19 protein-coding genes are annotated in these 23,002 nt (G+C 72.5%); 4 read left to right on the top strand and 15 right to left on the bottom strand.

The window, feature by feature from the left end; translation table 11 throughout:
* Positions 1 to 135: 135 nt before the first annotated feature.
* Complete coding sequence (locus ACZ6ZT_RS11135) at positions 136 to 2,079, top strand: bifunctional metallophosphatase/5'-nucleotidase (protein ID WP_469717749.1); 1,944 nt, start codon at positions 136 to 138, stop codon at positions 2,077 to 2,079.
* A 92-nt stretch (positions 2,080 to 2,171) separates the two neighbouring features.
* Here the strand turns inward: ACZ6ZT_RS11135 and ACZ6ZT_RS11130 are convergent, their stop codons facing one another.
* Complete coding sequence (locus tag ACZ6ZT_RS11130; RefSeq protein WP_469717746.1) at positions 2,172 to 2,969, bottom strand: CAP domain-containing protein; 798 nt, start codon at positions 2,967 to 2,969, stop codon at positions 2,172 to 2,174.
* Between the two features lie 519 nt (positions 2,970 to 3,488).
* On the opposite strand from ACZ6ZT_RS11130, the gene ACZ6ZT_RS11125 reads away from it, so the two are divergent.
* Positions 3,489 to 4,817: a polysaccharide deacetylase family protein gene (locus ACZ6ZT_RS11125; RefSeq protein WP_469717743.1), complete on the top strand. Its 1,329-nt coding sequence runs from the start codon at positions 3,489 to 3,491 to the stop codon at positions 4,815 to 4,817.
* A gap of 42 nt (positions 4,818 to 4,859) precedes the next feature.
* On the opposite strand, the gene ACZ6ZT_RS11120 is transcribed toward ACZ6ZT_RS11125, so the two are convergent.
* A complete protein-coding gene (locus ACZ6ZT_RS11120; protein WP_469717741.1) occupies positions 4,860 to 7,028 on the bottom strand; it encodes a transglycosylase domain-containing protein in 2,169 nt (722 codons plus the stop codon).
* A 245-nt stretch (positions 7,029 to 7,273) separates the two neighbouring features.
* Between ACZ6ZT_RS11120 and ACZ6ZT_RS11115 the strand changes: the two genes are divergently transcribed.
* The gene (locus ACZ6ZT_RS11115; protein ID WP_469717739.1) at positions 7,274 to 8,416 is read left to right on the top strand and encodes an amidase domain-containing protein; all 1,143 of its coding nucleotides are present in this window, start codon (positions 7,274 to 7,276) and stop codon (positions 8,414 to 8,416) included.
* 122 nt (positions 8,417 to 8,538) lie between these two features.
* Here the strand turns inward: ACZ6ZT_RS11115 and ACZ6ZT_RS11110 are convergent, their stop codons facing one another.
* From ACZ6ZT_RS11110 to alc, 10 genes are all read right to left on the bottom strand, one after another.
* Entirely contained in the window at positions 8,539 to 9,942 is a 1,404-nt protein-coding gene (locus tag ACZ6ZT_RS11110) for a hypothetical protein (RefSeq protein ID WP_469717737.1), read from the bottom strand.
* A gap of 164 nt (positions 9,943 to 10,106) precedes the next feature.
* Positions 10,107 to 11,447: a diaminopimelate decarboxylase gene (lysA, locus tag ACZ6ZT_RS11105; RefSeq protein ID WP_469717736.1), complete on the bottom strand. Its 1,341-nt coding sequence runs from the start codon at positions 11,445 to 11,447 to the stop codon at positions 10,107 to 10,109.
* A gap of 13 nt (positions 11,448 to 11,460) precedes the next feature.
* Positions 11,461 to 11,844, bottom strand: a complete 384-nt coding sequence (locus tag ACZ6ZT_RS11100) for an SAV_915 family protein (RefSeq protein ID WP_469717733.1) — start codon at positions 11,842 to 11,844, stop codon at positions 11,461 to 11,463.
* 188 nt (positions 11,845 to 12,032) lie between these two features.
* A complete protein-coding gene (locus ACZ6ZT_RS11095) occupies positions 12,033 to 12,725 on the bottom strand; it encodes a response regulator (protein WP_469717729.1) in 693 nt (230 codons plus the stop codon).
* A 107-nt stretch (positions 12,726 to 12,832) separates the two neighbouring features.
* A complete protein-coding gene (locus ACZ6ZT_RS11090; RefSeq protein ID WP_469717726.1) occupies positions 12,833 to 13,549 on the bottom strand; it encodes a potassium-transporting ATPase subunit C in 717 nt (238 codons plus the stop codon).
* A gap of 5 nt (positions 13,550 to 13,554) precedes the next feature.
* Positions 13,555 to 15,654, bottom strand: coding sequence for a potassium-transporting ATPase subunit KdpB (gene kdpB / locus ACZ6ZT_RS11085; RefSeq protein WP_469717724.1), 2,100 nt, complete (start codon positions 15,652 to 15,654; stop codon positions 13,555 to 13,557).
* Entirely contained in the window at positions 15,651 to 17,315 is a 1,665-nt protein-coding gene (kdpA, locus tag ACZ6ZT_RS11080) for a potassium-transporting ATPase subunit KdpA (RefSeq protein WP_469717721.1), read from the bottom strand. Before kdpA ends, kdpB begins: the two co-directional genes overlap by 4 nt.
* Positions 17,316 to 17,323: 8 nt before the next feature.
* Positions 17,324 to 17,413 (bottom strand): K(+)-transporting ATPase subunit F, encoded by a 90-nt coding sequence (gene kdpF, locus ACZ6ZT_RS11075; RefSeq protein WP_069922808.1) that lies wholly within the window; start codon positions 17,411 to 17,413, stop codon positions 17,324 to 17,326.
* A 264-nt stretch (positions 17,414 to 17,677) separates the two neighbouring features.
* The gene (locus ACZ6ZT_RS11070) at positions 17,678 to 18,427 is read right to left on the bottom strand and encodes a DUF4118 domain-containing protein (RefSeq protein WP_469717719.1); all 750 of its coding nucleotides are present in this window, start codon (positions 18,425 to 18,427) and stop codon (positions 17,678 to 17,680) included.
* Between the two features lie 202 nt (positions 18,428 to 18,629).
* A complete protein-coding gene (gene alc / locus ACZ6ZT_RS11065) occupies positions 18,630 to 19,742 on the bottom strand; it encodes an allantoicase (RefSeq protein WP_469717717.1) in 1,113 nt (370 codons plus the stop codon).
* A gap of 259 nt (positions 19,743 to 20,001) precedes the next feature.
* Between alc and ACZ6ZT_RS11060 the strand changes: the two genes are divergently transcribed.
* Positions 20,002 to 20,472, top strand: coding sequence for a Dps family protein (locus tag ACZ6ZT_RS11060; RefSeq protein ID WP_469717716.1), 471 nt, complete (start codon positions 20,002 to 20,004; stop codon positions 20,470 to 20,472).
* A gap of 77 nt (positions 20,473 to 20,549) precedes the next feature.
* On the opposite strand, the gene tgmC is transcribed toward ACZ6ZT_RS11060, so the two are convergent.
* Genes tgmC through tgmA form a run of 3 tightly spaced genes read right to left on the bottom strand, consistent with a single transcriptional unit; the run spans position 20,550 to position 22,968 of the window.
* Positions 20,550 to 21,731, bottom strand: a complete 1,182-nt coding sequence (gene tgmC / locus ACZ6ZT_RS11055) for an ATP-grasp peptide maturase system methyltransferase (protein WP_469718267.1) — start codon at positions 21,729 to 21,731, stop codon at positions 20,550 to 20,552.
* 8 nt (positions 21,732 to 21,739) lie between these two features.
* The gene (gene tgmB, locus ACZ6ZT_RS11050; RefSeq protein WP_469717714.1) at positions 21,740 to 22,705 is read right to left on the bottom strand and encodes an ATP-grasp ribosomal peptide maturase; all 966 of its coding nucleotides are present in this window, start codon (positions 22,703 to 22,705) and stop codon (positions 21,740 to 21,742) included.
* Entirely contained in the window at positions 22,705 to 22,968 is a 264-nt protein-coding gene (gene tgmA / locus ACZ6ZT_RS11045) for a putative ATP-grasp-modified RiPP (protein ID WP_469717712.1), read from the bottom strand. Before tgmA ends, tgmB begins: the two co-directional genes overlap by 1 nt.
* Positions 22,969 to 23,002 lie beyond the last annotated feature (34 nt).

Genomic DNA, 23,002 nt, shown 5'->3' with positions numbered 1-23,002 from the left:
TCCCGTCACGTCCGGCGGCCGGACGTTCGCCCCCGATTGGCCTAACCGGCCCCCGTCGCACACCGGTTGGACGTCCGTATGGGGGAGGCTGGCCCGGAAGCGTCCGTAACTCCCCCCACCGCACCGGGAGTGGTCATGAACGGATTGGGCCGGCGTGTGTTCCTCACCGCGGCGGGGGCCGTCGGCGTACGCGCCGTCACCGGCACCGCTGCCGCGGCCACCCGGGCGGCGCTCGACGCCGCCAGCGGGGCCGGATACGTCGACGTACAACTACTGAACATCACCGATCTGCACGGGTACCTCGGCGCACCGCCCGACCGGGACGCCGTCATCACCGGAGCCGGCGGGCGGACCTACACGGTCGGCGGAGTCGCCTACCTGGCCACGCACCTGGAACGGCTGCGCGCCGGACGGGCCAACACCTTCTTCTTCGCGCCCGGAGACCTCTTCTCCGGCTGGGAGTTCCCCGCCTTCACCCTGGCCGACGAGCCGACCATCGAAGCCCTCAACCTCCTCGGCCTCGACTTCGCGACCGCCGGGAACCACGAGTTCGACCGCACGCCCGGATACCTCGTCCAGCACATGGAACAGGGCCTCCCCTACGCGGGCGAGGGGAGCACCAACACCTTCCCCGACTCCCGGGGACGCCGCTTCCACGGCGCCGACTTCCGCTACTACAGCGCCAACGCCGTCACGGGCGGCCCGGCCGGGGCGACCGTACTGCCCCCTTACCACATCGAGTACGTACGGGCCCCCGGCGGACGGCAGCTGCCCCTCGGCTTCATCCACCTCACGGCCGTCGGCACGGAGGGGTTCTCGAACTCCTTCCAGCCCGGGCTCACCACCCTGGACGAGCTGACCGCCGCGAACCGCTGCGCCGCCGAGCTCAAGGCCCGAGGGGTCAACGCGATCGTGCTCAGCATGCACGACGGCGCGGTGGCCGGATCCGCCTTCGACTCCGGCACCGACCCCAGCGGACCGGCGTACGAACTGGCGCTGCGCGTGTCCGCCGACATCGACGCCATCGTGACGGGGCACTGGCACTGCGCCTTCACCATGATGCTGCCCGACCCCGCCGGACGCCCGCGGCCCTTCGTGGAGGCCGGCTGCCACGGACAGATCGTCAACGAGATCACCCTGCGCCTCGACCCCGCCACCGGCGCCGTTATCCGCGAGCTGACCACCTCGACCAACCACCCCAACACCCACGACGTCGCCCCCGATCCGGCGATGAGCCGGCTCGTCGACTACTGGAAGGGCTACGCCGCCCGGCACGCGGCCACGACCATCGGCCGCCAGCGCGCCCCCTTCCGCCGCGCCCTGTCCCCCGTCGGCGAGAGCACCATGGGCAACCTCGTCGCCGACTGGGCGCTGTGGGCGTCCGCACAGCCGGCCGACTCCTTCGACACCAGCCCCCGCCCCGGCGGCGCCGGCCGCGCGGCCGACCTGGCGCTGATCGCCCTGGCCCCGCGGACCGGCCGGAGCGTCATCAACACCGACCTCCCCCTCGGCTCCGCCACCGGCGACCCCGTCAGCTTCGAACGGGCCTGGCGGGCGGTCGGGTACGGCTGCCCCCTGGTCACGGCGACCGTCAGCGGCCGGCAGCTCCACGACGCGCTGGAGCAGCAGTGGGCGCCGGCCGCGGACGGCACGCTGACCTACGCCCCCCTCGCGGTCTCGGACAACGTCCGCTACGTCTTCGACGCCGCCCGGCCCGTCGGGGACCGGGTGGCCCCCGCCGACGTGCTCATCGGCGGCTCGGTGCTGCGCCTGGACGGCACGTACCGGGTGGTGACGACCTCGTACACGCTGACCGGGCAGGACGGCTACCCCGCGCTCGGCGCCTTCCGTGACCCGGCCCGCCACCGGCGCGACACGGACAGCTTCGTCGCCTTCGTGGCCGCCCGGGGCACCCTGGAGGCGGTGTCGACCGGCCGGGTCGCCGAGAAGCGCGGCCGGCTGGCCGCAGGGGCCGTAGGGCGGCTGCTCCCGCTCGACGAGCCGTCCGCCGCGCTGCCCGCCCCGGTCGCGGCGGCCGAGGACGCGGCCCGCGACACCGGACGCCGCCCCGTCTGCTGAGCGCGCGGGTTACGGCCCCGGGCCTACGCGCGCGGGGGCGACCGGTATTCCGGTCGCCCCCGCCGTCGGGTCCTCGGTTCCCGGGCCCCGGGTCAGCGCGTGGCGCCGAAGTCCTGCGTCCAGTACTGGCCCGGCTGCGCGAGCCCGATGCCGATCTCCTTGAAGGAGCAGTCGAGGATGTTCCGCTTGTGGCCGGGGCTGTTCATCCAGCCCTCCATGACCTTCGCGGCGGTGCTGTAGCCGTAGGCGACGTTCTCGCCGTACGTGCGCCACTCGTACCCGGCGCGGGTGATGCGCGCGCCCGGGTCGGAGCCGTCGGATCCGGTGTGGGACATGTTCTGGTGGGCGGCCATGTCCGCGCTGTGGTCCTGGGCGGCCTTCGTGAGCTTCGCGTTCACGGTGAGGGCCGGGCAGCCGACGGCGGCGCGCTCCTGGTTGACGAGCTGGAGGACCTCGGCCTGGGGGCCGGAGAGCGTCTCGGAGCCGGCCGGGGCGGAGGGCTCGGCGGACGGCCGCGCGGGCTGGGGCTGCGCCGGTTCGGGCTGCGCGGGCGCCGGAGCCTCGGCCTGCGGCTCCGCCGGCTGCTCGGCGACCGGCTGCGCGACGGGCTCGGCGGCCTCGGTGGGTTCGGCGGCCTGCGCCGGGGCGGCCTCGGGGGCGGCGGGTGCCTCGGCCTGGACCGGGGCCTGCGTGGGCTGGTGGTGGCCCGGCCGGCCGAGGGGCGCGTCCTGCCAGGGGCGGCTGTCCTGCTGGGCCGCGGCGGAGCGGGGGTGCGCGGAGTCCTGGGGGCCCAGGCACGCCATGGCGGCGGTGGGCACGCCCACGACGGCAAGCGCCCCGACGGCGACGGCTATCTTCCGGTAGTGCGTTTTCTTACGGTGCTTCCTCATGCGTGACCTCACTCGGTGATCGCGAAGCTCCCGGTGCCCGACCGCGGGACACCGCAGGAGCCGCCATTCTTAGAAGCCGGGCAGGAGCCTGGCAAGCCGGCTCCGCCGCGCCGCCCGGGAGGCCCGGAGCACGGCTTGAAACGGCCGGAAGATCGTGCATACCGGCCCGCGATCACCGCCGCACGCGCCTGACGCGCCGCTAGAACCGCCTCCCGTCAGCCCCGTTGGGCACAGGTAAATGAGAACCGGTGATTCCGTTTCCGGCGGTGTGCGGCATGTCAACGCCAAATAGCCACAAAAGGCGAAATGTCGACGCGATCGCCGCCCCCGCCCGCCCCGACGACCCGCCGGGCGGCCCGTGACGCATGTCACGATCCGGCAGGGAACCGCCCTATGGGTTGGCTGTGAAGTGACGGAGATGTGGGGGACGAGTGCGGGCGATGGGGCGAGAAGTTCTATATTCGTACGAACCAGCCATGCGCGGCCCTGCTGCGGTGATCAGGGGGGAATACGACTGCGATGGCCGACAACGATGCCGCCCCGCACACCCGGACGGAGTCCCGGAGCGTCCAGAAGGTCCGCAGGAAGGCCCGCCTGCGCAAGCGGCTCGGCGTGGGCGCCGCCGTCCTGTCCCTGGCCGCCGCCGCCACGACCGCGTACGCGTTCACCTTCGGCGACTCCTCCGGAGCCACCCGGGGGGACGCCCGGCTCGCCGACTCCGCCGCCTCCGGCGGCGCGAACGGCAACGGCGCAGCGAAGGGCGCGCAGGAGCCGTGGGACGGCAAGGTCAAGGTGCTGGGCGACGGCTCCACCTCCAACACCGGACCGCAGCCGGGCCAGCTCAAGCCCGAGCGGCTGAAGCCGGGCGAGAAGCCGCCGCAGTTCGTGGTCTTCTCCTGGGACGGCGCGCTGGAGGGTGACGACCACCTCTTCTCGCACTTCCGTCAGGTGGCCAAGGAGAGCAAGGCCCACATGACCTTCTTCCTCACCGGCATCTATCTGCTGCCGGACGCCAAGAAGATGCTCTACCGGCCGCCGCAGCACCCCCAGGGCTCGGCCGCCATCTCGTACCCGACCGTCCCGCACGTGAAGACCACGCTGGAGCAGCTGCGCGGCGCCTGGGCCGACGGCGACGAGATCGGGTCACATTTCAACGGGCACTTCTGCGGCCCCAAGGGCGGCGGCGACTGGAGCCCCGAGGAGTGGAAGAGCGAGATCGACCAGGCGTACTCCTTCATGAAGAACTGGAAGACCAACACCGGCTTCACCAAGGACGCGCCCCTGCCCTTCGACCCGGACCGGGAGGTGGTCGGCGGCCGGGCCCCCTGCCTGGAGGGCCAGAAGAACCTGCTGACCGCGATCAAGCCGTACGGCTGGCGCTACGACGCGAGCTCCTCCGGGGACTTCCAGATGTGGCCGTCCAAGCAGCAGGACATATGGAACTTTCCACTCCAGCTCGTCCCCTTGCAGGGCAAGGAGACGCAGGTCCTCTCCATGGACTTCAACTTCCTCTACAACCAGTCCGGCGACAAGACCCAGGGCGACCCGGCGAAGTTCGCCGCCTGGCAGACGCAGACCCGCATGTCGTACCTCAACGGCTTCAACCGCGTCTACAACGGCAGCCGCGCGCCCATGTTCATCGGCAACCACTTCGAGGACTGGAACGGCGGCATCTACATGAACGCCGTCGAGGACGTGATGCGGGACGTCTGCCCCCGCCAGGAGGTCCGCTGCGTCTCCTTCAAGGAGCTGGCGGACTGGCTCGACGCCCAGGACCCCAAGGTCCTGGCCCGGCTGCGCATGCTCGACCCGGCGCAGGCGCCGGACTGGAAGACCCTGGTCAAGTGAGCGTGCGCGGCGGCCGGGACCGTCGGCCGCCGCCGCCCACGCTCACTTCACGGCCTTGATGTAGTCGGCCCACAGGCGCACCGCCCGCTCGCTGCCGGGCGTGCCCGGGGCGTCAGCGCCCAGCCCCGTCAGCGGCAGCGGGACCAGGTCGGTCAGCGCCATCCGGTAGACCACCACGGCCGTGGACTCCTTCTCGGTGCTGGCCACGAACCAGCCCGCCGTGTTCGCGGCCGTCGTCCCGGTCTTGCCCGCCGCGCCGGGATGCGCCTTGGCCGCCGACTTCGCCGACCCGTCGGTGACCGTGTCCCGCAGGGCCTCCGTCACCGTACGGGCGGTCTTGGCCGACACCGCTCGCGTGGGCTTCGGCGCGGCGACGGGCACCACCGCGCCGTTGCGGGTGACCGAGCGGACCGAGTACGGGTCCGTGTGCATGCCCTGGGCCGCGAAGGTCTCGTACGCGCCGGCCATGCGGATGGCGCTGGGCGTGGAGTTCTCCCCGAGCGCGAAGGCGGGGATCCGCGGCCCCAGGCTCGATTCGAGCAGGCCCGCCCGCCGCGCGAACGCGTCCACCCGGTCCAGGCCCACGTCGAGGCCGAGCTGGAGCAGCGGGGTGTTGACCGAGTTCGCGACGGCCTGGCGCATGGTGACCTGGCCCCAGTTGCGCCCGCCGTCGTTCTTCCCCTTGACCACCTTGCCGCTGCGGTCCCAGTACGGGCCCTCGGGCGTCTGCACGGTGACCTGGTCGTTGCCGTCGTAGAGGGCCGTGGGGGACAGGGGCGTACGGGCCGCGCCGCGCGTGCGCGTGACGCCCTCCTCCAGCGCGGCGGCGTAGACGAGCGGCGTGAACGCCGTGCCGGCCGGGATCGTCGTCGCGTTCGACTCGTTGAAGCCCTGCTTCAGGTAGTCCGGGCCGCCGTACACGGCCAGCAGCCGGCCGTCGGGGGCGACGCTCGCCGCGCCGATCTTCGCGTGCTGGTCGGTGTCGGGGCGCTGCTGCGCGTCGAAGGCCTTCTGGGCGTTCTGGACGGCGGCCGTCAGGGCCTCCATGCGGGACCGGTCGAAGGTCGTGTAGACCTGGTAGCCGCCGAGGTCGAAGTCGGAGTCCTTGATGTCCCCGGCCTTGATGGCGTACTGCTTGGCCAGCTCCACCAGGTAGCCGGTCTGCGCGCCGGGCGTGCCGGACAGGGAGGTCCCGGAGGGCTCCGGGAACTTCGTGTACGTGGCCCGCTCCTTGGCCGAGAGCCGGCCGGTCTCGACCATGCGGTCCAGGATCCAGCTCCACCGCTCGACGGCCCGCTCGTGGTTCGCCTTGCCGAGGGCCGGGTCGAACAGCCCGGCGCCCTTGAGGAGGGAGGCCAGGAAGGCGCCCTCGCTCGCGTTGAGCTGCGATACGTCCTTGCCGTAGTACGCCTGGGCCGCGCGCTGGATGCCGTAGGTACCGCGGCCGAACCAGCTGGTGTTGAGGTAGTCCTGGAGGATCTGCTCCTTGCCCTTCTGGTTGTCCAGCTTGACCGCGAGGAGCAGCTCGGTGAACTTGCGGGACAGGGTGCGGTCCTGGCTCAGGTAGGCGTTCTTCACGTACTGCTGGGTGATGGTCGACCCGCCCTGGGTCTCGCCGCCCGTGACCGCGGCGCGCACGGCGCGCAGGACGCCCGAAGGCGAGACGCCGGGGTCGGAGTAGAAGCTGGAGTTCTCGGCCGCGAGCACGGCGCCCTGGACCGGTGCGGGCACCTTGTCGAGCGGCATCTCCTGGCGGCTGACCCAGCCGGTACGGGCCATCGTCGAACCGTCGGCCCAGTAGTAGATGTTGTCCTGTTGCTTGGCGAACGAGTTGAGATCGTCGGGTATGTCCGTCACCGCGTACGCGCACGCGACGAAGCCCACCATGCCGATGAGGGCGTACAGGCACGCGCCCAGCCACTGGCGCCAGGAGGGTATCCAGCGGCGCCAGCCGGCCCGGCCCGGCCGCGGATAGGCGGGCCGCAGCCGGCGCAGCAGCGGCCGGACCCTGGCGAGGGCGGCGGTGAGGACCGGCGCCAGGGCGGTGGCGAGGGGGGCCGTGAGGGTACGGATCCGGCCGGTCTTCGTACGGGCCCGGCGGCGCGAACCGGAGCCCCCGGGGCGGCCCGACGGGGCCGCGCCGCCGCCGTCGGCCGGGGCCGCCCGCCCGCCGCGCGCACGTCCTCTGCCGCCCCTCTCCTGCCTGCCCACTGCGCATGCCCTTTCCGCCGTACTTTCCCCACACCCTAGAGGCACTGCCTGTGTGGCTGTTGTGGGGCTCTCACACTCCGGACAAAAGGGGTGTCCGCGCGGCCGATCCGGAATCCGGAAGCACAGTTCCGGCGCCCCGGAGCCGCGGTGTGCGCACGTCAAGCGGAACGGATCGAAGGGGTCGCCAAGTTGTGCGAAGATTCCGTCCCCCGGTTCGAGCGGACCGGGTGACAAGGGGAAACACAGTGATAGCAAAGAGGTTCAGGCTCGCCGTGGGGGCGACCCTGACCGTGGGCGTCGCGTCCGCGAGCCTGCTCGCCTACTCCGCGAGCGCGGAATCCGGCCCCAAAGACGCCGACCGCAAGACGGTCGACACCTTCGCCCGCCTGGCGGACGATGTGCTGTCCCAGCGTACCGAGGCCCTGGTCGAGGAGCCGGCGGGACACCGCGCCCCGGCCCGTACCCCGTCCGCCAAGGCGCGCCTTTCCACCCAGCTGAAGAAGGACGAGGACGCCGCGATGGCGTCGCTGCGTTCGCGCAAGACCCGGCTGGCGGCGCTCGGCGAGGCCTACACGGGCGCCGACACCAAGGTCTCCGTGGACAAGGCCACCGTCACCGGCGGCAAGGCCACCGTGGAGGTCACCGAGCAGACCACGCTCACCTACAAGAAGGTGCGCGGCGACGAGCCGGCCACGACCGACTTCCGCACCCGCTACGAGCTGAAGCTCACCAGCAAGAAGGGCGGTGCCTGGGAGCTGACCTCGATCGCCTCCCAGGAGGCCGGCCCCGTCGCGGTGAACGAGCCGGTGGCCGCCAAGGTCAACGTGGTCAAGGACGACGGCAACCAGTACCCGGACGGCACGCCCGCGTCCACCAAGTACCCGGCGCCGGCCAAGCCCAAGGCGAAGACCGGCGGCGCCTACGACTACAACGCCATGGCGCAGTACGCCGAGAAGTACTGGAGCAACTACAACCCGGCCTACCGCAAGTTCACCGGCGCCGGCGGAGACTGCACCAACTTCATCAGCCAGGCGCTGAAGGCGGGCGGCTGGAAGGCCGTTCCCGGCTCCTCCTCGGACTACCGCAACTGGTGGTACGACGGCACCCGCCAGTCCGACTCCTGGGTCGGCGCGAACGAGTGGGCCTGGTTCACGCTCTCCAACCAGCGGGCCGCCAACCTGGCCAACGTCTACCAGACGGACGTCGGCGACATCGTGCAGGTGGACTTCAACAAGGACGGGTCCAAGGACCACTCCATGATGGTGACGTACCGCAGCGCCGCGGGCATGCCGTACCTCACCTACCACTCCACCAACACCAAGCGGAAGTCGCTCGCGAGCCTGATCGCGTCCTACCCGGACGCCGTCTACTTCGCGTACCGCACCTGACGCCGACGCCCGGCCCTGACACCGCCCGCCGCGAAACCTCGCGGCGGGCGGTGCCGCGTGTCAGGCCGGGCCGACGGCTCCAGGTGGCCGGGGGCGCCCGGGGTCTTCGTACGCGGTGGTGGTCAGGAGGCGGCGCGGCCGTGCGCCAGGGGCCACTCGCGGTGGAGGCTGCCCAGCGGGACGCGCCGCTCGACGGCCGGGGTGCCGAACAGCGACAGCCCGAGCTGGAGCTGCCCGCTCAGGTCGAAGCCGCCGTGCAGCGCCCAGGAACCGGCCGCCGCGGCCGTGCGGTCACCGGACGCCGTCGCCTTGCCGTCGGCCTCGCCGCGCAGGTAGGGCGCGAAGTCGGCGGTGACGCCGACGGCCCCGTACAGACCGACGGAGGCCTCGGCGCCGACCGCGGCCTTGACCTGCCCGGCCGCGCCGACCTCGGCCTTCACCGGCGAGCTGCGGACGGCCGAGGCGCTGACCGGGGTCCAACCCTTGCCCGCCGCGTAGCCGCCGCCGACGCGGAAGTCACCCGTCACGTCCTGCCGGACGTCGAGGGTGACGCGGCCGTCCGCCTCCACCTGGACGTAACAGGTCAGATCGAGGTTGACGACGACCGGCACCGGGCCCACCTGGAGGACGGGATCGCTGTGCAGCCTGGCGAACGGGAGGCGCCTGGGCGCGCCGGTGCTCGCCGCTGCACGCCCCTTCAGCTCCCACTGGGAGGACCAGTCGCCGCTCATGCCGAGGAAGGCCGCGCCCGGGCCGGCGCCGGGGCCGCCCTGGTAGGAGAACTCCACCTCGGGGGCGAGCTGGACGAAGCCGGACACCGAGGCGCCGGCCGAGGCGGGGGCGCCTTCGGCGGTGGCGACGGCGGCGTCGACATCGAGCCGGAGGCTGCCGAGGGGCAGGCGCGCGCCGTGGGGGCCGGAGCGCACGCCCCCGGTCTTCGCCCAGGAGACGGTGACGCCCTTCATCAGGGGCTCGACGCGGACGGTGGCCGGGTCGACGGGGACCTTGCCGTCGGCCGTGTCGTCCCCGAGGGCGGCGGCGAGCGTCGTGGAGGCGGTCTTCACCTCGGTGCCGCGGTCCGTCGTGCCGACGACCTCGGTCACCTTCGCGAGCAGCCCGTCGGGAGCGCCGGGCGCCGGGGCGCTGGCGATGACGTCGCCCACCGCCACGGGCGCGTCGGGTGCGGCGGCCGAGCGGCTGGGGGAGGCGGAGGGGGTCCGACGCGCGGGCGGGGCGTTCGATATGACGGCCCGTCCGCTGGCCTTGTCGTACGAGGCGACCTTGAGCGGGGCCTTCTCGGGGCCCTTCCCGTCGGTACGGGCGCGGGTGAGGGCGGTCGGCGCGGCCGACCCCTGCGGCGCGGCGTCCACGTCCAGCCGCTCGGGGGCGTCACCGGCCCGCGCCGCGGCGGTCGGGGGACTCGTGGTCCCGGCCGCGCCCGTGTGGGCGGTCGTGGAGCAGGCGGTGGCGGCGAGCGTCAGGGTGGTCAGACCGGGGAGCAGGAGACGGCGGGTGAACGTGCGCACGTGTGAGGGTGACCTTCTTGCGGGAGGGTTCGTTACTGACGAGTAACGCGAAAGTCGATCATGTCACGTGCGCTCGGCGGCAGTCAGGGTGGGTCCGGCCAACTCACCGCCGGGGCAGGGCGGTTGAACCTTCACCTAGCTGGGGCCCCGGCGGTGGGCGGCGGCTACAGGCCGATGTCGCGCCGGCTCATGTCGGCCAGGGATTCACGGCGTACGAGGAGCCGCGCCGAGCCGTCGCGGACCGCGACCACCGGCGGTCGGCCGACCAGGTTGTAGCCGGACGCCATGGACAGGTGGTAGGCGCCGGCCGCGGGTACGGCGAGGAGGTCCCCGGGCCGGACGTCGGCCGGCAGGGGCACGTCCTCGGCGAGGACGTCGCCCGCCTCGCAGTGCCGGCCCACCACCGTGACGAGGGCCGGCGCGGCCGTCGAGCGGCGGCCGACCAGCCGGGGCGCGTACCGGACCTCGTATAGGGCCGGCCGGGGGTTGTCGCTCATGCCGCCGTCGACGGCGACGAACGTGCGCCCCGAGGTCTCCTTGACGGTGAGCACCCGGTAGACGGCCACGCCCGCCGGGCCGACGAGGGCGCGGCCCGGTTCGACGGTCAGCCGCGGCACCGGCAGCTTCGCGTGCGCGCAGCCGTCCGCCAGCTCGGCCCGGACCCGGGCGGCCAGCGCGGCCGGGTCGAGGGCGGCTTCGCCGGGGCGGTACGGGGTGCCGTGGCCGCCGCCGATGTTCAGCTGGGGGAGCTCCAGGCCGTGGTGGTCGCGCACCTGGGTCATCAGGCCGACCATCCGGCGCACGGCGGCGACGTACGGCTTGACCGAGGTGATCTGGGAGCCGATGTGGCAGTGCAGCCCCACGAGTTCCAGGCGGGGCCGGGCCAGCACCCGGGCGATGGCGTGCTGGGCGGACCCGTCCGTGAGGGAGAGGCCGAACTTCTGGTCCTCCGTACCGGTACGGATCTTGGCGTGGCCACCCGCCGCGATGCCGGGCACGACCCGCACCATGACCGGCCGGCGCTCGCCGTCGGGGACGATCTCGGCCAGCCGGGCGATCTCCGGCGCGCTGTCGAGGACGATGCGGCCGACCCGGAGCCGCACGGCGGCGTACAGGTCCTCGGGGCTCTTGGCGTTGCCGTGCAGGACGATCCGCCCGGCCGGGAACCCGGCGGCGGTGGCGAGGCCGAGTTCCCCGGCGGAGCAGACGTCGAGGCCCAGGCCCTCCTCCTCGACCCAGCGGACCATCGCCCGGCAGAGGAAGGCCTTGGCTGCGTAGACGACGTCCGCGTCGGGGAAGGCGGCGCGGTAGGCGCGGCAGCGGTCGCGGACCTCGCCCTCGTCCAGGAGGTAGAGCGGGGTGCCGAACCGGGTGGCGGCCTCGGCGAGGGAGACCCCGGCGACGGTGACGTCGCCGCCGGGGGCCGGCCGGGCCGACGAAGGCCAGACGGAGAGGTCCGCCGGGGCGGCGGCGTGGACGGGGGCGGCCGGGAGGGTGACGGTCATGGCGGCGGGCCCTTCAGCCGATCGGGAGGTGCGGACGGTTGACGGCCGGGGCGGCGCGGTGGGGCTCGCGGCCCGGCCGGCCGGCCGGCGGCTCCGCGCCGGCCGCACCGGCGGCGGGGGCGCACAGCTGCGGGTCCACCGTGAGGAGCTGGATGCCCAGCGGGCGGGCCAGGGCGCGCAGGGCCGGTTCCGAGAGCCTGATCCACGGCTGGTCCGGGCCCAGGGTGGCGGTGAGCCGCTCGGCCGAGGTGAAGCCGACGGCGGTCCGCTCGCCGGGAGCGGTACGGAAGAAGCGGGCCGTGCAGCCCGCGGGTCCCGGCCGGACGGGGACGTGCAGGGGTCCGGCCGGGACGCGTTCGCAGGGTTCGGGGTCTTCGGCGCGGTCGGTGCTCGGCATGGTCGGCCTCCTGATCGGGAGCGTGCGGTGGCGCCCCGGCGGGAGGGCCGGGCGGCGCGCTTCGGCGAAGGTATGCCCGTACGGCCGGGGCCGGCCCCGGCGCTGACGCATGCTTGACGGGATCTCCCGCGGCGCTGACGCGTTGTTGACGCCCCGGCCGTACGACGACGCGGGGCGTGGTGGGGGGATCAGGGTTCGAAGCGGTAGCCCATGCCCGGCTCGGTGATCAGGTAGCGCGGACGGGAGGGGTCCGCTTCCAGTTTCCGCCGTAGCTGGGCCATGTAGACCCGCAGGTAGTTGGTGTTCTCGCGGTACGTCGGCCCCCACACCTCCAGCAGCAGCCGGCCCTGGGTGATCAGCCGGCCCGGGTGGGTGAGGAGGATCTCCAGCAGGTGCCACTCGGTCGGGGTCAGACGGACCGTGCGCTCGCCCCGCCGGACCTTCTTCGCCACGAGGTCCACGGTGAACCCGTCGGTGGTGACGACGGCGGTCTCCTCGGCCCGGGACGCCCCCGGCGCCGCCTGCCGGCGCGCGGCCGCCCGCAGGCGGGCCAGCAGCTCGTCCATGCTGAACGGCTTCGTCACGTAGTCGTCCGCCCCCGCGTCGAGCGCCCGGACCTTGTCCTCGGAGCCGTGGCGCGCGGAGAGGACCAGGATCGGGACGAGCCGGTCCCGGCTGCGGACGCTGCTGATGACCTCGACGCCGTCCATGTCGGGCAGGCCGAGGTCCAGCACGATGACGTCGGGCGCGCGGGCGGCCGCGAGCCGCAAGGCCGAGCCCCCGTCGGGGGCCTCCTCGACGGCGAACCCGCGCGCCTGGAGGTTGATCTTCAGGGCGCGGACGAGCTGGGGATCGTCCTCCACCACCAGCACCCGGGTCATGGATGTGCGGCCTTTCGTTCGTCGTGGGGCGGTCGCCGCCGGGAAGGGGGGAGCCGGCCGGAGGAGGTGTGCCCCCGGCCGGCTCCCGGTCCGCGCGCCGTGGAACCTCAGGGGTGGACCAGGGCCTTGAGGGCGGTGTTGAGTTCGAGGACGTTCACCCGGGGTTCGCCCATGAAGCCGAGCACGCGGCCCCGCGTGTGCGCGGCGACGAGTTCCTCGACCCGCTCGACGGCGAGCCCGTTGCGCTCGGCGACCCGGTGCGCCTGGAGCCCGGCATACGCGGGGGAGATGGCCGGGTCCAGGCCCGAGCCGGAGGAGGTGACGGCGTCGGCGGGCACGTCCTCGGGCCTGACCCGGTAGGAGGGCGTGGAGTTGTCCGTGATGACCGCCGCCTTCGCGCCGACGACCTGGGCGCAGAGGGTGCCCTCCTCGGCGTCCTCGGTGCAGCGGCCGTTCACCGCGCCGTTGTCGGCGGAGCGGTTGGTGGCCCCGGAGAGGATCAGCGTGTACCGCGTGTTGACGCTGTTGGTGCCCAGTCCGTTGGAGGGGCGCGGCTGGAACCACCTGAGGTCCGGTTTCGCCGCCTCTTCGGCGTTGCCCGGGTCCTGCTTCGGCAGCGGGTAGCTCTGGCCGATGAGCGACGAGCCGACGACCCGGCCGCTCCCGTCCTTCACCTCGGAGCCGTTGGCCTGGTCGGGGAAGAGCGCCTGGGCGACGCCGGTGACGGCGAGCGGGTAGAGCACGCCGCAGAGCACCGTCAGGACCAGCAGGGCGCGGAGGCCGGCGCCGACGAGGCGGGCCGTATTGCCTACGGAAGTGTTCATGCGGATCAGCCGATTCCGGGGATGAGGGAGAGGAGGAGGTCGATGAGCTTGATGCCGATGAACGGGGCGACGAGACCGCCCAGTCCGTAGAGGCCGAGGTTGCGGCGGAGCATCCTGTCGGCGCTGGTCGGCCGGTACCGGACGCCCTTGAGGGCGAGGGGGACCAGGGCGATGATGATCAGCGCGTTGAAGATGACGGCGGACAGGATCGCCGACTCCGGGGAGGCCAGGCCCATGATGTTGAGCTTGTCGAGGCCCGGGTAGACCACGGCGAACATGGCCGGGATGATCGCGAAGTACTTGGCCACGTCGTTGGCGATGGAGAAGGTGGTCAGCGCGCCCCGGGTGATGAGGAGCTGCTTGCCGATCTCGACGATCTCGATGAGCTTGGTCGGGTCGGAGTCCAGGTCCACCATGTTCCCGGCCTCCTTGGCGGCCGAGGTACCGGTGTTCATGGCCACGCCGACGTCCGCCTGGGCGAGGGCCGGGGCGTCGTTCGTACCGTCGCCCGTCATCGCGACCAGCTTGCCGCCGGCCTGTTCCCGCTTGATGAGGGCCATCTTGTCCTCGGGGGTGGCCTCGGCGAGGAAGTCGTCGACGCCGGCCTCCCGTGCGATCGCCTTCGCGGTCAGCGGGTTGTCACCGGTGATCATGATGGTCTTGATGCCCATGCGGCGCAGCTCGTCGAAGCGTTCGCGCATGCCCTCCTTGACCACGTCCTTCAGGTGGACGACCCCGAGGATCCGGGCGCCCTTCTCGTCCTCGACGGCCACCAGCAGCGGCGTGCCGCCCGCCTCGGAGATCCGGTCGGCGAGGACGGCCGCGTCGTCGCAGACCCGGCCGCCGCGCTCCTCGACCCAGGCGATGACCGAACCGGCGGCGCCCTTGCGGGTCTTCCTGCCGTCCACGTCGACGCCCGACATACGGGTCTGCGCGGTGAAGGCGATCCATTCGGCGCGGGCGAGCTCGCCCTGGTGGCGTTCGCGCAGCCCGTACCTCTCCTTCGCGAGCACCACGATGGAGCGGCCCTCGGGGGTCTCGTCGGCCAGCGACGACAGCTGCGCGGCGTCGGCCAGTTCGGCGGCCGTGGCGCCCTCGACGGGGAGGAACTCGGCGGCCCGGCGGTTGCCGAGGGTGATGGTGCCGGTCTTGTCGAGCAGCAGCGTCGACACGTCACCGGCGGCTTCGACGGCCCGCCCCGACATGGCGAGGACGTTGCGCTGTACGAGGCGGTCCATGCCCGCGATGCCGATCGCGGAGAGCAAGGCCCCGATGGTGGTGGGGATGAGGCAGACCAGCAGCGCGGTCAGGACGATCATCGACTGCTCGGCGCCCGCGTAGACCGCGAACGGCTGGAGGGTGACGACGGCGAGCAGGAAGACGATCGTGAGGGACGCCAACAGGATGTTGAGGGCGATCTCGTTGGGCGTCTTCTGCCGGGCGGCGCCCTCGACCAGGGCGATCATGCGGTCGATGAAGGTCTCGCCGGGCTTGGTGGTGATCTTGATGACGATGCGGTCGGAGAGGACCTTGGTTCCGCCGGTCACGGCACTTCGGTCGCCGCCGGACTCCCGGATGACGGGCGCGGACTCGCCGGTGATGGCGGACTCGTCGACGGAGGCGACGCCCTCGACGACGTCACCGTCGCCGGGGATGACGTCGCCCGCCTCGCAGACGACCAGATCACCGATGCGCAGCTCGGTGCCCGGGACCTGCTCCTCACCCGAGGCGCCCAGACGGCGGGCGACGGAGTCCGTCTTGGCCCTGCGGAGGGTGTCGGCCTGGGCCTTGCCGCGCCCCTCCGCCACGGCCTCGGCGAGGTTCGCGAAGACCGTGGTCAGCCACAGCCAGGCGGTGATCGCCCAGCCGAACCAGTCGCCGGGGTCCCTCAGGGCCAAGGCGGTGGTGACGACCGAGCCGGCCAGCACCACGAACATGACCGGCGACTTGATCATGACGCGCGGGTCCAGCTTGCGGACGGCGTCGGGGAAGGACTTCAGCAGCTGCCGGGGATCGAACAGGCCCCCGTCCACCCGGCCGGCGGCCGGCTCGCGGCCGGTGGACACCTCCTGGTGCGGAGGCCTCGTGGGGGTTGCGGTGCTCATGCGGCGAGCCCTTCGGCGAGCGGACCCAGCGCGAGGGCCGGGAAGTAGGTGAGTCCGGTGATGATGACGATCGTGCCGACGAGGAGGCCCGCGTAGAGCGGCTTGTCGGTGCGCAGGGTGCCCGCGGTCTCGGGGACCGGGGTCTGCTCGGCGAGCGAACCGGCCAGCGCGAGGACGAACACCATGGGAAGGAAACGGCCCAGCAGCATGGCGAGGCCGATGGTGGTGTTGAACCACTGCGTGTCGGCGTTCAGGCCGCCGAAGGCGGAGCCGTTGTTGTTGGCGCCCGAGGTGTACGCGTACAGGATCTCGGAGAAGCCGTGCGCCCCGGAGTTGAGCATCGAGTGCGGCGGGGTGGGCAGCGCCATCGCGGCCGCGGTGAAGCACAGCACCAGGGCGGGGGTGACGAGGATGTAGCAGGCCGCGAGCTTGATCTGGCGGGTGCCGATCTTCTTGCCGAGGTACTCGGGGGTGCGGCCGACCATCAGGCCGGCGAGGAACACCGCGATGACCGCCATGACGAGCATGCCGTACAGGCCGGAGCCGACGCCGCCGGGCGCGATCTCGCCCAGCTGCATGCCCAGCAGCTGGATGCCGCCGCCCAGGCCCGTGAACGAGGAGTGGAAGGAGTTGACCGCACCGGTCGACGTCAGGGTCGTGGCGACGGAGAAGATCGCGGATCCGGCGATGCCGAAACGGGTCTCCTTGCCCTCCATCGCTCCGCCGGCGACGTCGAAGGCCGGCCCGTGGTGGGCGAACTCCGTCCACATCATCAGCGCGGTGAACCCGAGCCAGATCGTCGCCATCGTCGCGAGGATCGCGTAGCCCTGGCGCGGACTGCCGACCATCCGGCCGAAGGTACGGGTCAGCGCGAACGGGATCACCAGGATCAGGAAGACCTCGAACAAGTTGGAGAAGGGGGTGGGGTTCTCGAAGGGGTGGGCGGAGTTGGCGTTGAAGTAGCCGCCGCCGTTGGTGCCCAGCTCCTTGATGACCTCCTGCGAGGCGACGGCGCCGCCGTTCCACTGCTGCGCGCCGCCCGTGAACTGGCCGACCTCGTGGATGCCGGCGAAGTTCTGGATCACCCCGCACGCGACGAGCACGAGCGCGCCGAGCACGGAGACCGGCAGCAGGATCCGGAAGGTGCCGCGCACCAGGTCGGCCCAGAAGTTGCCGAGTTCGCCGGTACGGGAGCGGGCGAAGCCCCGTACGAGGGCCGCGGCGACGGCCATGCCGACGGCGGCGGAGACGAAGTTCTGCACCGCCAGGCCGCCGGTCTGCACGACGTGGCCCATGGCCTGCTCGCCGGAGTACGACTGCCAGTTGGTGTTCGCGACGAAGGACGCGGCCGTGTTGAAGGCCTGGTCCGGGTCGATCGCGGAGAAGCCGAGCGAGCCGGGGAGTATCCCCTGGGCCCGCTGCAGACCGTAGAGGAACAGGACGCTCACCGCGGAGAAGGCGAGGACACCGCGCAGGTAGGCGGGCCAGCGCATCTCGGCCGAGGGGTTGGCGCCGATGGCCCGGTAGATCCACTTCTCCGGGCGGTAGTGCTTCTCGGAGGAGTAGACGCGGGCCATGTGGTCGCCGAGCGGACGATAGGCCAGCGCGAGGGCGGCGACGAGGGCGAGCAGCTGGAGCACGCCTGCGGTTACGGGGCTCATGACCGTGCTCAGAACCTCTCCGGGTACACGAGGGCGAGGACGAGGTATCCGAGCAGGGAGACGGCCACGACGAGGCCGACGATGGTTTCGGCGGTCACAGCTTGGTCACCCCCCGGGCGATGAGCGCCACCAGCGCGAACACCGCGACCGTGGTGACGACGAAGGCCAGATCGGCCATCGCGAGCTCCTGAGTGAAGTGGGGAGAAACGAATCGGCCAGGTGGCCGGTCGATGTCGAGACAACCCTGTCTTCACCCCGGCGTTAAGCCGCCTTGACGGGCTCCATACGGGCACGGGGGGAGTCTTGACGGCTCCCTGACGCCGGTGGGGGCCGGTGAGCGCCGGTGGGGCGGGTGGGGCCGGTCAGCGTCCGTGGGGCAGGCCGGCCGTGTCCAGGGCCGCGCCCGCCTGCGCGGCCAGCGCCACGGCCACCAGCCGCGCCTCCTCCGGCGGCAGCGGGCCCGGGCCCGGGGTCAGCAGGAAGCGGCCGTAGTAGTGCCCGCCGCCGACGATCCGCAGCTCGGTCTCGCCCTCGGGCCACTGCGCGTACTGCGTGATCCGCGTCCCGCGGCGCAGCCACACCGCGCCGTCGTGCTCCAGCCGCGGCAGGTGCCCGAGCAGGTTGCCGTACTCGAAGCGACAGTCCCGCAGCTCCAGCAGTCCGACCAGCTCACGGCGCACGCGCTCCACGACCTCCTGCGCGGAGCCGCCGCCCTCCGCGAGACGGGCGGTCGCCTGGAGGCCGGACAGATAGGCGGTGTCGCTGACCACGACGGTGCGCAGCCGGCGGGCGCGTACGGCCAGCTGGGAGACGATCAGCCCGACGACGAGCAGCAGGACCGCGGTCTGCACCTCGTCGCCGCCCGCGATGGCGAATCGGTGGTAGGGCCGGGTCAGGAAGAAGTCGTACCAGGCGGCCGCCGAGACGGCGGCCAGCGCGCCGGCCACCCGCGTGCCGAAGGCGGCGACGGCCACCACCGTGACGACCATGATCAGCGCCTCGTTCGTCGCCGAGAGGCCGCTGCGGAAGGGCACGAGGGCGAACGCCACGAGGAAGGGGGCGACGAGGGCCGCGAGCAGCGCGGCCCCGTCCTGGAACCGGTACCCGGACATCCGGCGCCTCCTGTCCGTCGGTACTTGTGCGGTCCGTTACGTCGGGACTCCCGGGCGGTGCGGTGGGCCCCGGCCCGTCCGTCAGCCGTACGCGTTCCGCCCACCACCCCAGCGTCCCTCCACCCACAGGAACGCGCGCGCCGTGGCAGCGGCTGCTGCGGAACCGGCGAGGCGGGTGCCGCTGAGCCCGACGGCGCCCGTGTCAGTCGCGCCGGGCGCGGGCGCAGCGGGCGGCGAGGGACTCCGTACCGGCCGGGGTGGGGGAGCCGTGGAGCCTGAGCCGGGCGATGCCGCCGTCGGGGTGGACGTCGAGGCGGGCGTGGGTGGCGACGACCGGTGCGCGCAGGGGCAGCCGGTGGAGGGTGTCGGGCTGGAGGCGGGTGCGGGGCAGGGCCTCGGTCCACGCCCCCGACGCGCCGTCCCGGACGGAGAGGGAGACCCAGCCGGCGGCGTTGCCCTTGAGGTGGGCGGTGTCGATTTCCACGGCGCGTACCTCGCTCTGCGCGGCCAGCCGGTAGACGATCCAGTCGTGGCCCGCGTCGCGCCGGCGCCGGGTCTCCCAGCCGTCGTCCTGCTTCTGCGACAGGCCGGGCAGGATGGTGTTGCCGGGGGAGGAGTAGAAACCGTCCGAGGCGTCCTCGACGCTGCCGCCGTTGCTCACGCAGGCCACGTCGACGGTCCCGAGCAGCGCGAGCCAGGCCGGGTCGGGCAGCACCTCGCCGTGGACGCGGAGCCGGGCGATCCCGCCGTCGGGGTACTGGTGGAGCCGCAGGTGGGTCCACCGGCGTTCGGAGGCGATGGCGAAGCCGTTGGCGGCGTGGCCGCGCACCGGGGTCTCGGGGAGGAGCTCGTGCCAGCGGCCCTCGTCGCGGAGCAGGTCGGAGACGGTGGGGACGCCTTCGAAGGCGGCGGCGTGGATGCTCACGCGCTGCGGAAAGTTGCCCCGGAAGTGGGCCGTGTCGACGAGGACACCGCGGATGACGCCGGGGGCGCCGAGACGGACCAGGGCCCAGTCGTGGTCGCCGTCGGCGGGGAACGGAGCGGCGGCGTCCGCGCCACGGCGGCGCCGCGTCTCCCAGCCGTCCATGACCTTGCCCTTGGGGCCGTAGGCGTGGACGTCGAAGACGGCCGGGGCGCGGGAGAGGAGGTTCTCGCGCGCGGCGAAGGACTCGTCGTTGGCGGCGACCACCCCGGCCCCGAGACGGCGGTCGGCGAGGTCGGTCAGCCGGGTGAAGGGGGAAGCGCCGTCGCGGTAGTCGGCATAGGGGTCGCCGGAGACGTAGGGGGCTGCGTAGGCGGAAGCGGAAGTGGGCAAGGCGTCGGCCTTTCTGCCGTGGTGGAGGGGCTCGTTGGAGCCGCTCTACGACTGCGGCAGCCGACGAAGGAACAGGTCCATCGATCATCTTCGACAGAATCATTCAGTCAGGCTTCAAAATCCAGCCCCCGCCCGCATCGGTTTGGGCCGTTTTCGAATCTCTGGCTGGGGTAGATGAGGTTTTGTTCGCCTACCCCGAGTGGCCGGACGCGTGGGGCGAACCCCGCACGCGACGGCTCGTAGAACGGAGTGTTTCCCTGTGTCCAGTGTCAGGAACGCCCTTCCCGAAGAAGACCTGAAGATCGTCGGTGCCGCGCTGCAGGGCGCGCTGGTCGACCTGATCGACCTGTCGCTGGTCGCCAAGCAGGTCCACTGGAACGTGGTCGGCCCCCGCTTCCGCTCCGTCCACCTCCAGCTCGACGAGGTCGTCACCTCGGCCCGCGCCCACTCCGACGTGGTCGCCGAGCGCGCCTCGGCCCTCGGCGTGGCCCCGGACGGCCGTGCCGGCTCGGTGGCGAAGTCGAGCGCGATCAAGGCCGTACCGGAGGGCTGGATCAAGGACGTCGACGCCGTCAAGATCCTGGTCGACGCCCTGGCCGCGGTGATCACCGGCATGCGCGAGCGCATCCGCGACACGGACGGCCCGGACCCGGTGACCCAGGACATCCTGATCGGCCTGACCGGCGACCTGGAGAAGCACCACTGGATGTTCCAGGCCGAAAGCGCCTGAGCGGGTCAGCGGAGGGCATGCGGCTCCGGCAGTGCCCCGGCCGTCTCGGACGGCCGGGGCCGTCGCATGTCGGCGGTTCAGCAGACCGGGTGGTCCCAGCGCAGGTCGGAGCCGGAGTCGGAGGACCCGTCGATCCAGAAGGTGTGGGAGCGCTCGGTCACGCGAAGGCACAGCTGGGAAATGCCGGGCCTGCCGATGCCCGCCCACGCCAGGAGGGCCCGCTCGATGTCGTCCCATACGGCGGCGGGTCCGCCCTGGCGTACGAGCCATCCGCCGTCGTCCCGCGTGAGCTCTGCGAACGACTCCCGGTCCGGGTCGAAGACGTAGACGATGGCCGTTCCCTCAGGGGACCGGGCCCTGAGGATGTGGGCCGTTGGCGCCGCCAGCTGGGCCAGGAGCGCCTGCATCGGCTCGTCTAGGGCATCCGGTACGACGAGGGCCCGCCGCTCGGTGTCGGGGTAGGCCACGGGGGAAGCCAGGTCTCCGGTGATCGGCGTGACGGCCTGGGAGCGGGCCTGCATGAAAGCGGTGTGGGCGACGAACCGGCCCTCGGCCGTTCCGTCCTCGCGCACGCTCACCTTCGCCAGGCCGCTCCCCACGGCCGCAGACCCGACCGTGGCGAGAACGCAGCCGCCGGGGCGGGTCTGCCGCACCCAGGCGTAGGGGATGCGCCGGACCCCGCAGGTGGCGATCACCCGGTCATACGGGGCCCGGCGGGGCAGGCCGAGCAGCCCGTCCCCCGTCACGGTCCAGGTACAGAACCCGGCCGCCTCAAGGGCCGCGTCGGCGCGCGCTGCCACGTCGGGATCGACCTCGATCGTGGTGACGTTGTCCTCGCCGAGACGGTGACACATCAGGGCGCTGGAGTAGCCGGTCCCCGTGCCGATCTCCAGCACGTGGTGCCCGTCCTCGACCTCCAGCTCCTCGATCATCTCCAGCACCAGCCGTGGGGCCGTGGACGATGAGGTCGGGATGCCCGGTACCGGCCCGGGGACGGCCTGGTCGGCGGTGAGGTGGTTGTCGAGCTGGGTGACGAGAGACTCGTCGGCGTACGCGATCCTGGCCCATTCCGCCGGGTCGGTGCCGGTGGCGGTCACCGGCCGCCACAGCCCACGGTCGGCGGGCTGGAAAACACCGGGGTGCAGGAACAGTTCCCGGGGGACCGCTTCGACGGCCTTCCGCCATGCCGGGGTGCGGACGACGCCTGCGGCTTCGAGCCGGCCGGCGAGCGCCCGCCGCTGGGGACTGGTATCGGTCACACGATTCTTCACAGGTTTCCTCCTTGGGTGAGAAGGTCGGCGAAGGCGGCTGCCATGGGGAGCCCGGTGTGCTCCTCCAGCCAACCCCACTGGCCGTTCGGGTTGAGCTCCAAGAACCAGTGGGTGCCGACGCGGTCGACGGCGAGGTCGAAGCTCCCGGACGTGAGGCCGAAGGAGTCGAGGAAGGCGAGAAGCGCCTTCTCCAGCGCGCCGGGCAGGGTGACGACCGAGTACGTGAGCGCGGAGTAGTCCCGCCGCCAGTCGAGGAGTTCGGATTCGATGCGTACGGCGAAGACCGCGGATCCCGCGATCAGCACGCGGAGGTCGTACGTTTTGTCGACGCGTACCTGGAAGAGGTGCGGGACGACGCGGACCCGGTCATCGATCTCGTCCTCCGTGACCGGCTCCGCCCAGGAGACGACGGGGACCCCGTCGCGCTGGTACGAGGTGGCTCGCAGCGTCTTGTGGATCACCGCGGTGTGGGCGGCGATGAACTCGCGCGCGTCGTGCGGGTCGTTGGTGATGAGGGTCGGTGGGATGGCGAGGCCGAGCCGTTGGGCGACGGCCAGCTGATGGGGCTTGTAGTCCGCTTCGGTGTTGCGGAGCGGGTGGTTGACCCACACCGGGCCATCGAGCGCGTGCAGGATTCCGCCGAGCCCGTATCGCGTCTGGGCATGGGCGAAGCGGGCGTCATCGCTACTGAGGCCGGCGAATGCGGGCCAGGTCGGCCGACGCCAGTACACGGCTCGGACGTTCTCCAGGAAGACGTCTCGGGACGGGGTGCGCAGCCGCCCGGCCACCGGGACCGGGCGGCTGCCGTACCGAGCCGAGACCGAGAGACCCTCGCCGATGTCGGCCGGGTTGAACCTGACCACGGGCGCGCCCCGTGCGTTCAGTTCGCCGATGACCATGTCGGCGGTGACATCGTCCGCTTCCGTGAGCACCAGGACCGGCCCCTTCTCGGTCGTACGCATCAGTCCTGGTTGCTGTCCTGGTCGCTGCCCTGGTCACCGGTCCCCGGTCCGCCGTCAGGGCTGGTCGAGGTCGTGGTTCCCGTGGCGCTGGCGGTGCCGTGCTTTCCCATCTCGACGATGTGCCCGTCGCGGTCGCGGCGAACGCCGAGCTGGGTGTGTGGGTCGATGGTGACGGAGGTGTGCGGGACCCGCACGACGGCGCTGTGGGGAGCGAGGCGGCTGCTTCCCCAGGGCGTCGCGGGGGCGGAAGTCGTGAGGGACATGGGTATCCGATCCAGAAGTGCCCGGCCCCGGTCG

The sequence above is a fragment of the Streptomyces sp. NPDC102258 genome, from assembly GCF_055584685.1.
The sequence above is the reverse complement of the archived record's forward strand: the minus strand, read 5'-3'. Positions and strand labels throughout refer to the sequence as shown.

Coding starts and splice junctions, on each gene's coding strand:
- lysA (WP_469717736.1), bottom strand. CDS start 11,447: ATGACCGTCACCCTCCCGGCCGCCCCCGTCCACGCCGCCGCCCCGGCG.
- ACZ6ZT_RS11130 (WP_469717746.1), bottom strand. CDS start 2,969: ATGAGGAAGCACCGTAAGAAAACGCACTACCGGAAGATAGCCGTCGCC.
- tgmB (WP_469717714.1), bottom strand. CDS start 22,705: ATGCGTACGACCGAGAAGGGGCCGGTCCTGGTGCTCACGGAAGCGGAC.
- kdpA (WP_469717721.1), bottom strand. CDS start 17,315: ATGAGCCCCGTAACCGCAGGCGTGCTCCAGCTGCTCGCCCTCGTCGCC.
- tgmA (WP_469717712.1), bottom strand. CDS start 22,968: ATGTCCCTCACGACTTCCGCCCCCGCGACGCCCTGGGGAAGCAGCCGC.
- ACZ6ZT_RS11090 (WP_469717726.1), bottom strand. CDS start 13,549: ATGAACACTTCCGTAGGCAATACGGCCCGCCTCGTCGGCGCCGGCCTC.
- ACZ6ZT_RS11135 (WP_469717749.1), top strand. CDS start 136: ATGAACGGATTGGGCCGGCGTGTGTTCCTCACCGCGGCGGGGGCCGTC.
- ACZ6ZT_RS11095 (WP_469717729.1), bottom strand. CDS start 12,725: ATGACCCGGGTGCTGGTGGTGGAGGACGATCCCCAGCTCGTCCGCGCC.
- ACZ6ZT_RS11100 (WP_469717733.1), bottom strand. CDS start 11,844: ATGCCGAGCACCGACCGCGCCGAAGACCCCGAACCCTGCGAACGCGTC.
- ACZ6ZT_RS11070 (WP_469717719.1), bottom strand. CDS start 18,427: ATGTCCGGGTACCGGTTCCAGGACGGGGCCGCGCTGCTCGCGGCCCTC.
- kdpB (WP_469717724.1), bottom strand. CDS start 15,654: ATGAGCACCGCAACCCCCACGAGGCCTCCGCACCAGGAGGTGTCCACC.
- ACZ6ZT_RS11125 (WP_469717743.1), top strand. CDS start 3,489: ATGGCCGACAACGATGCCGCCCCGCACACCCGGACGGAGTCCCGGAGC.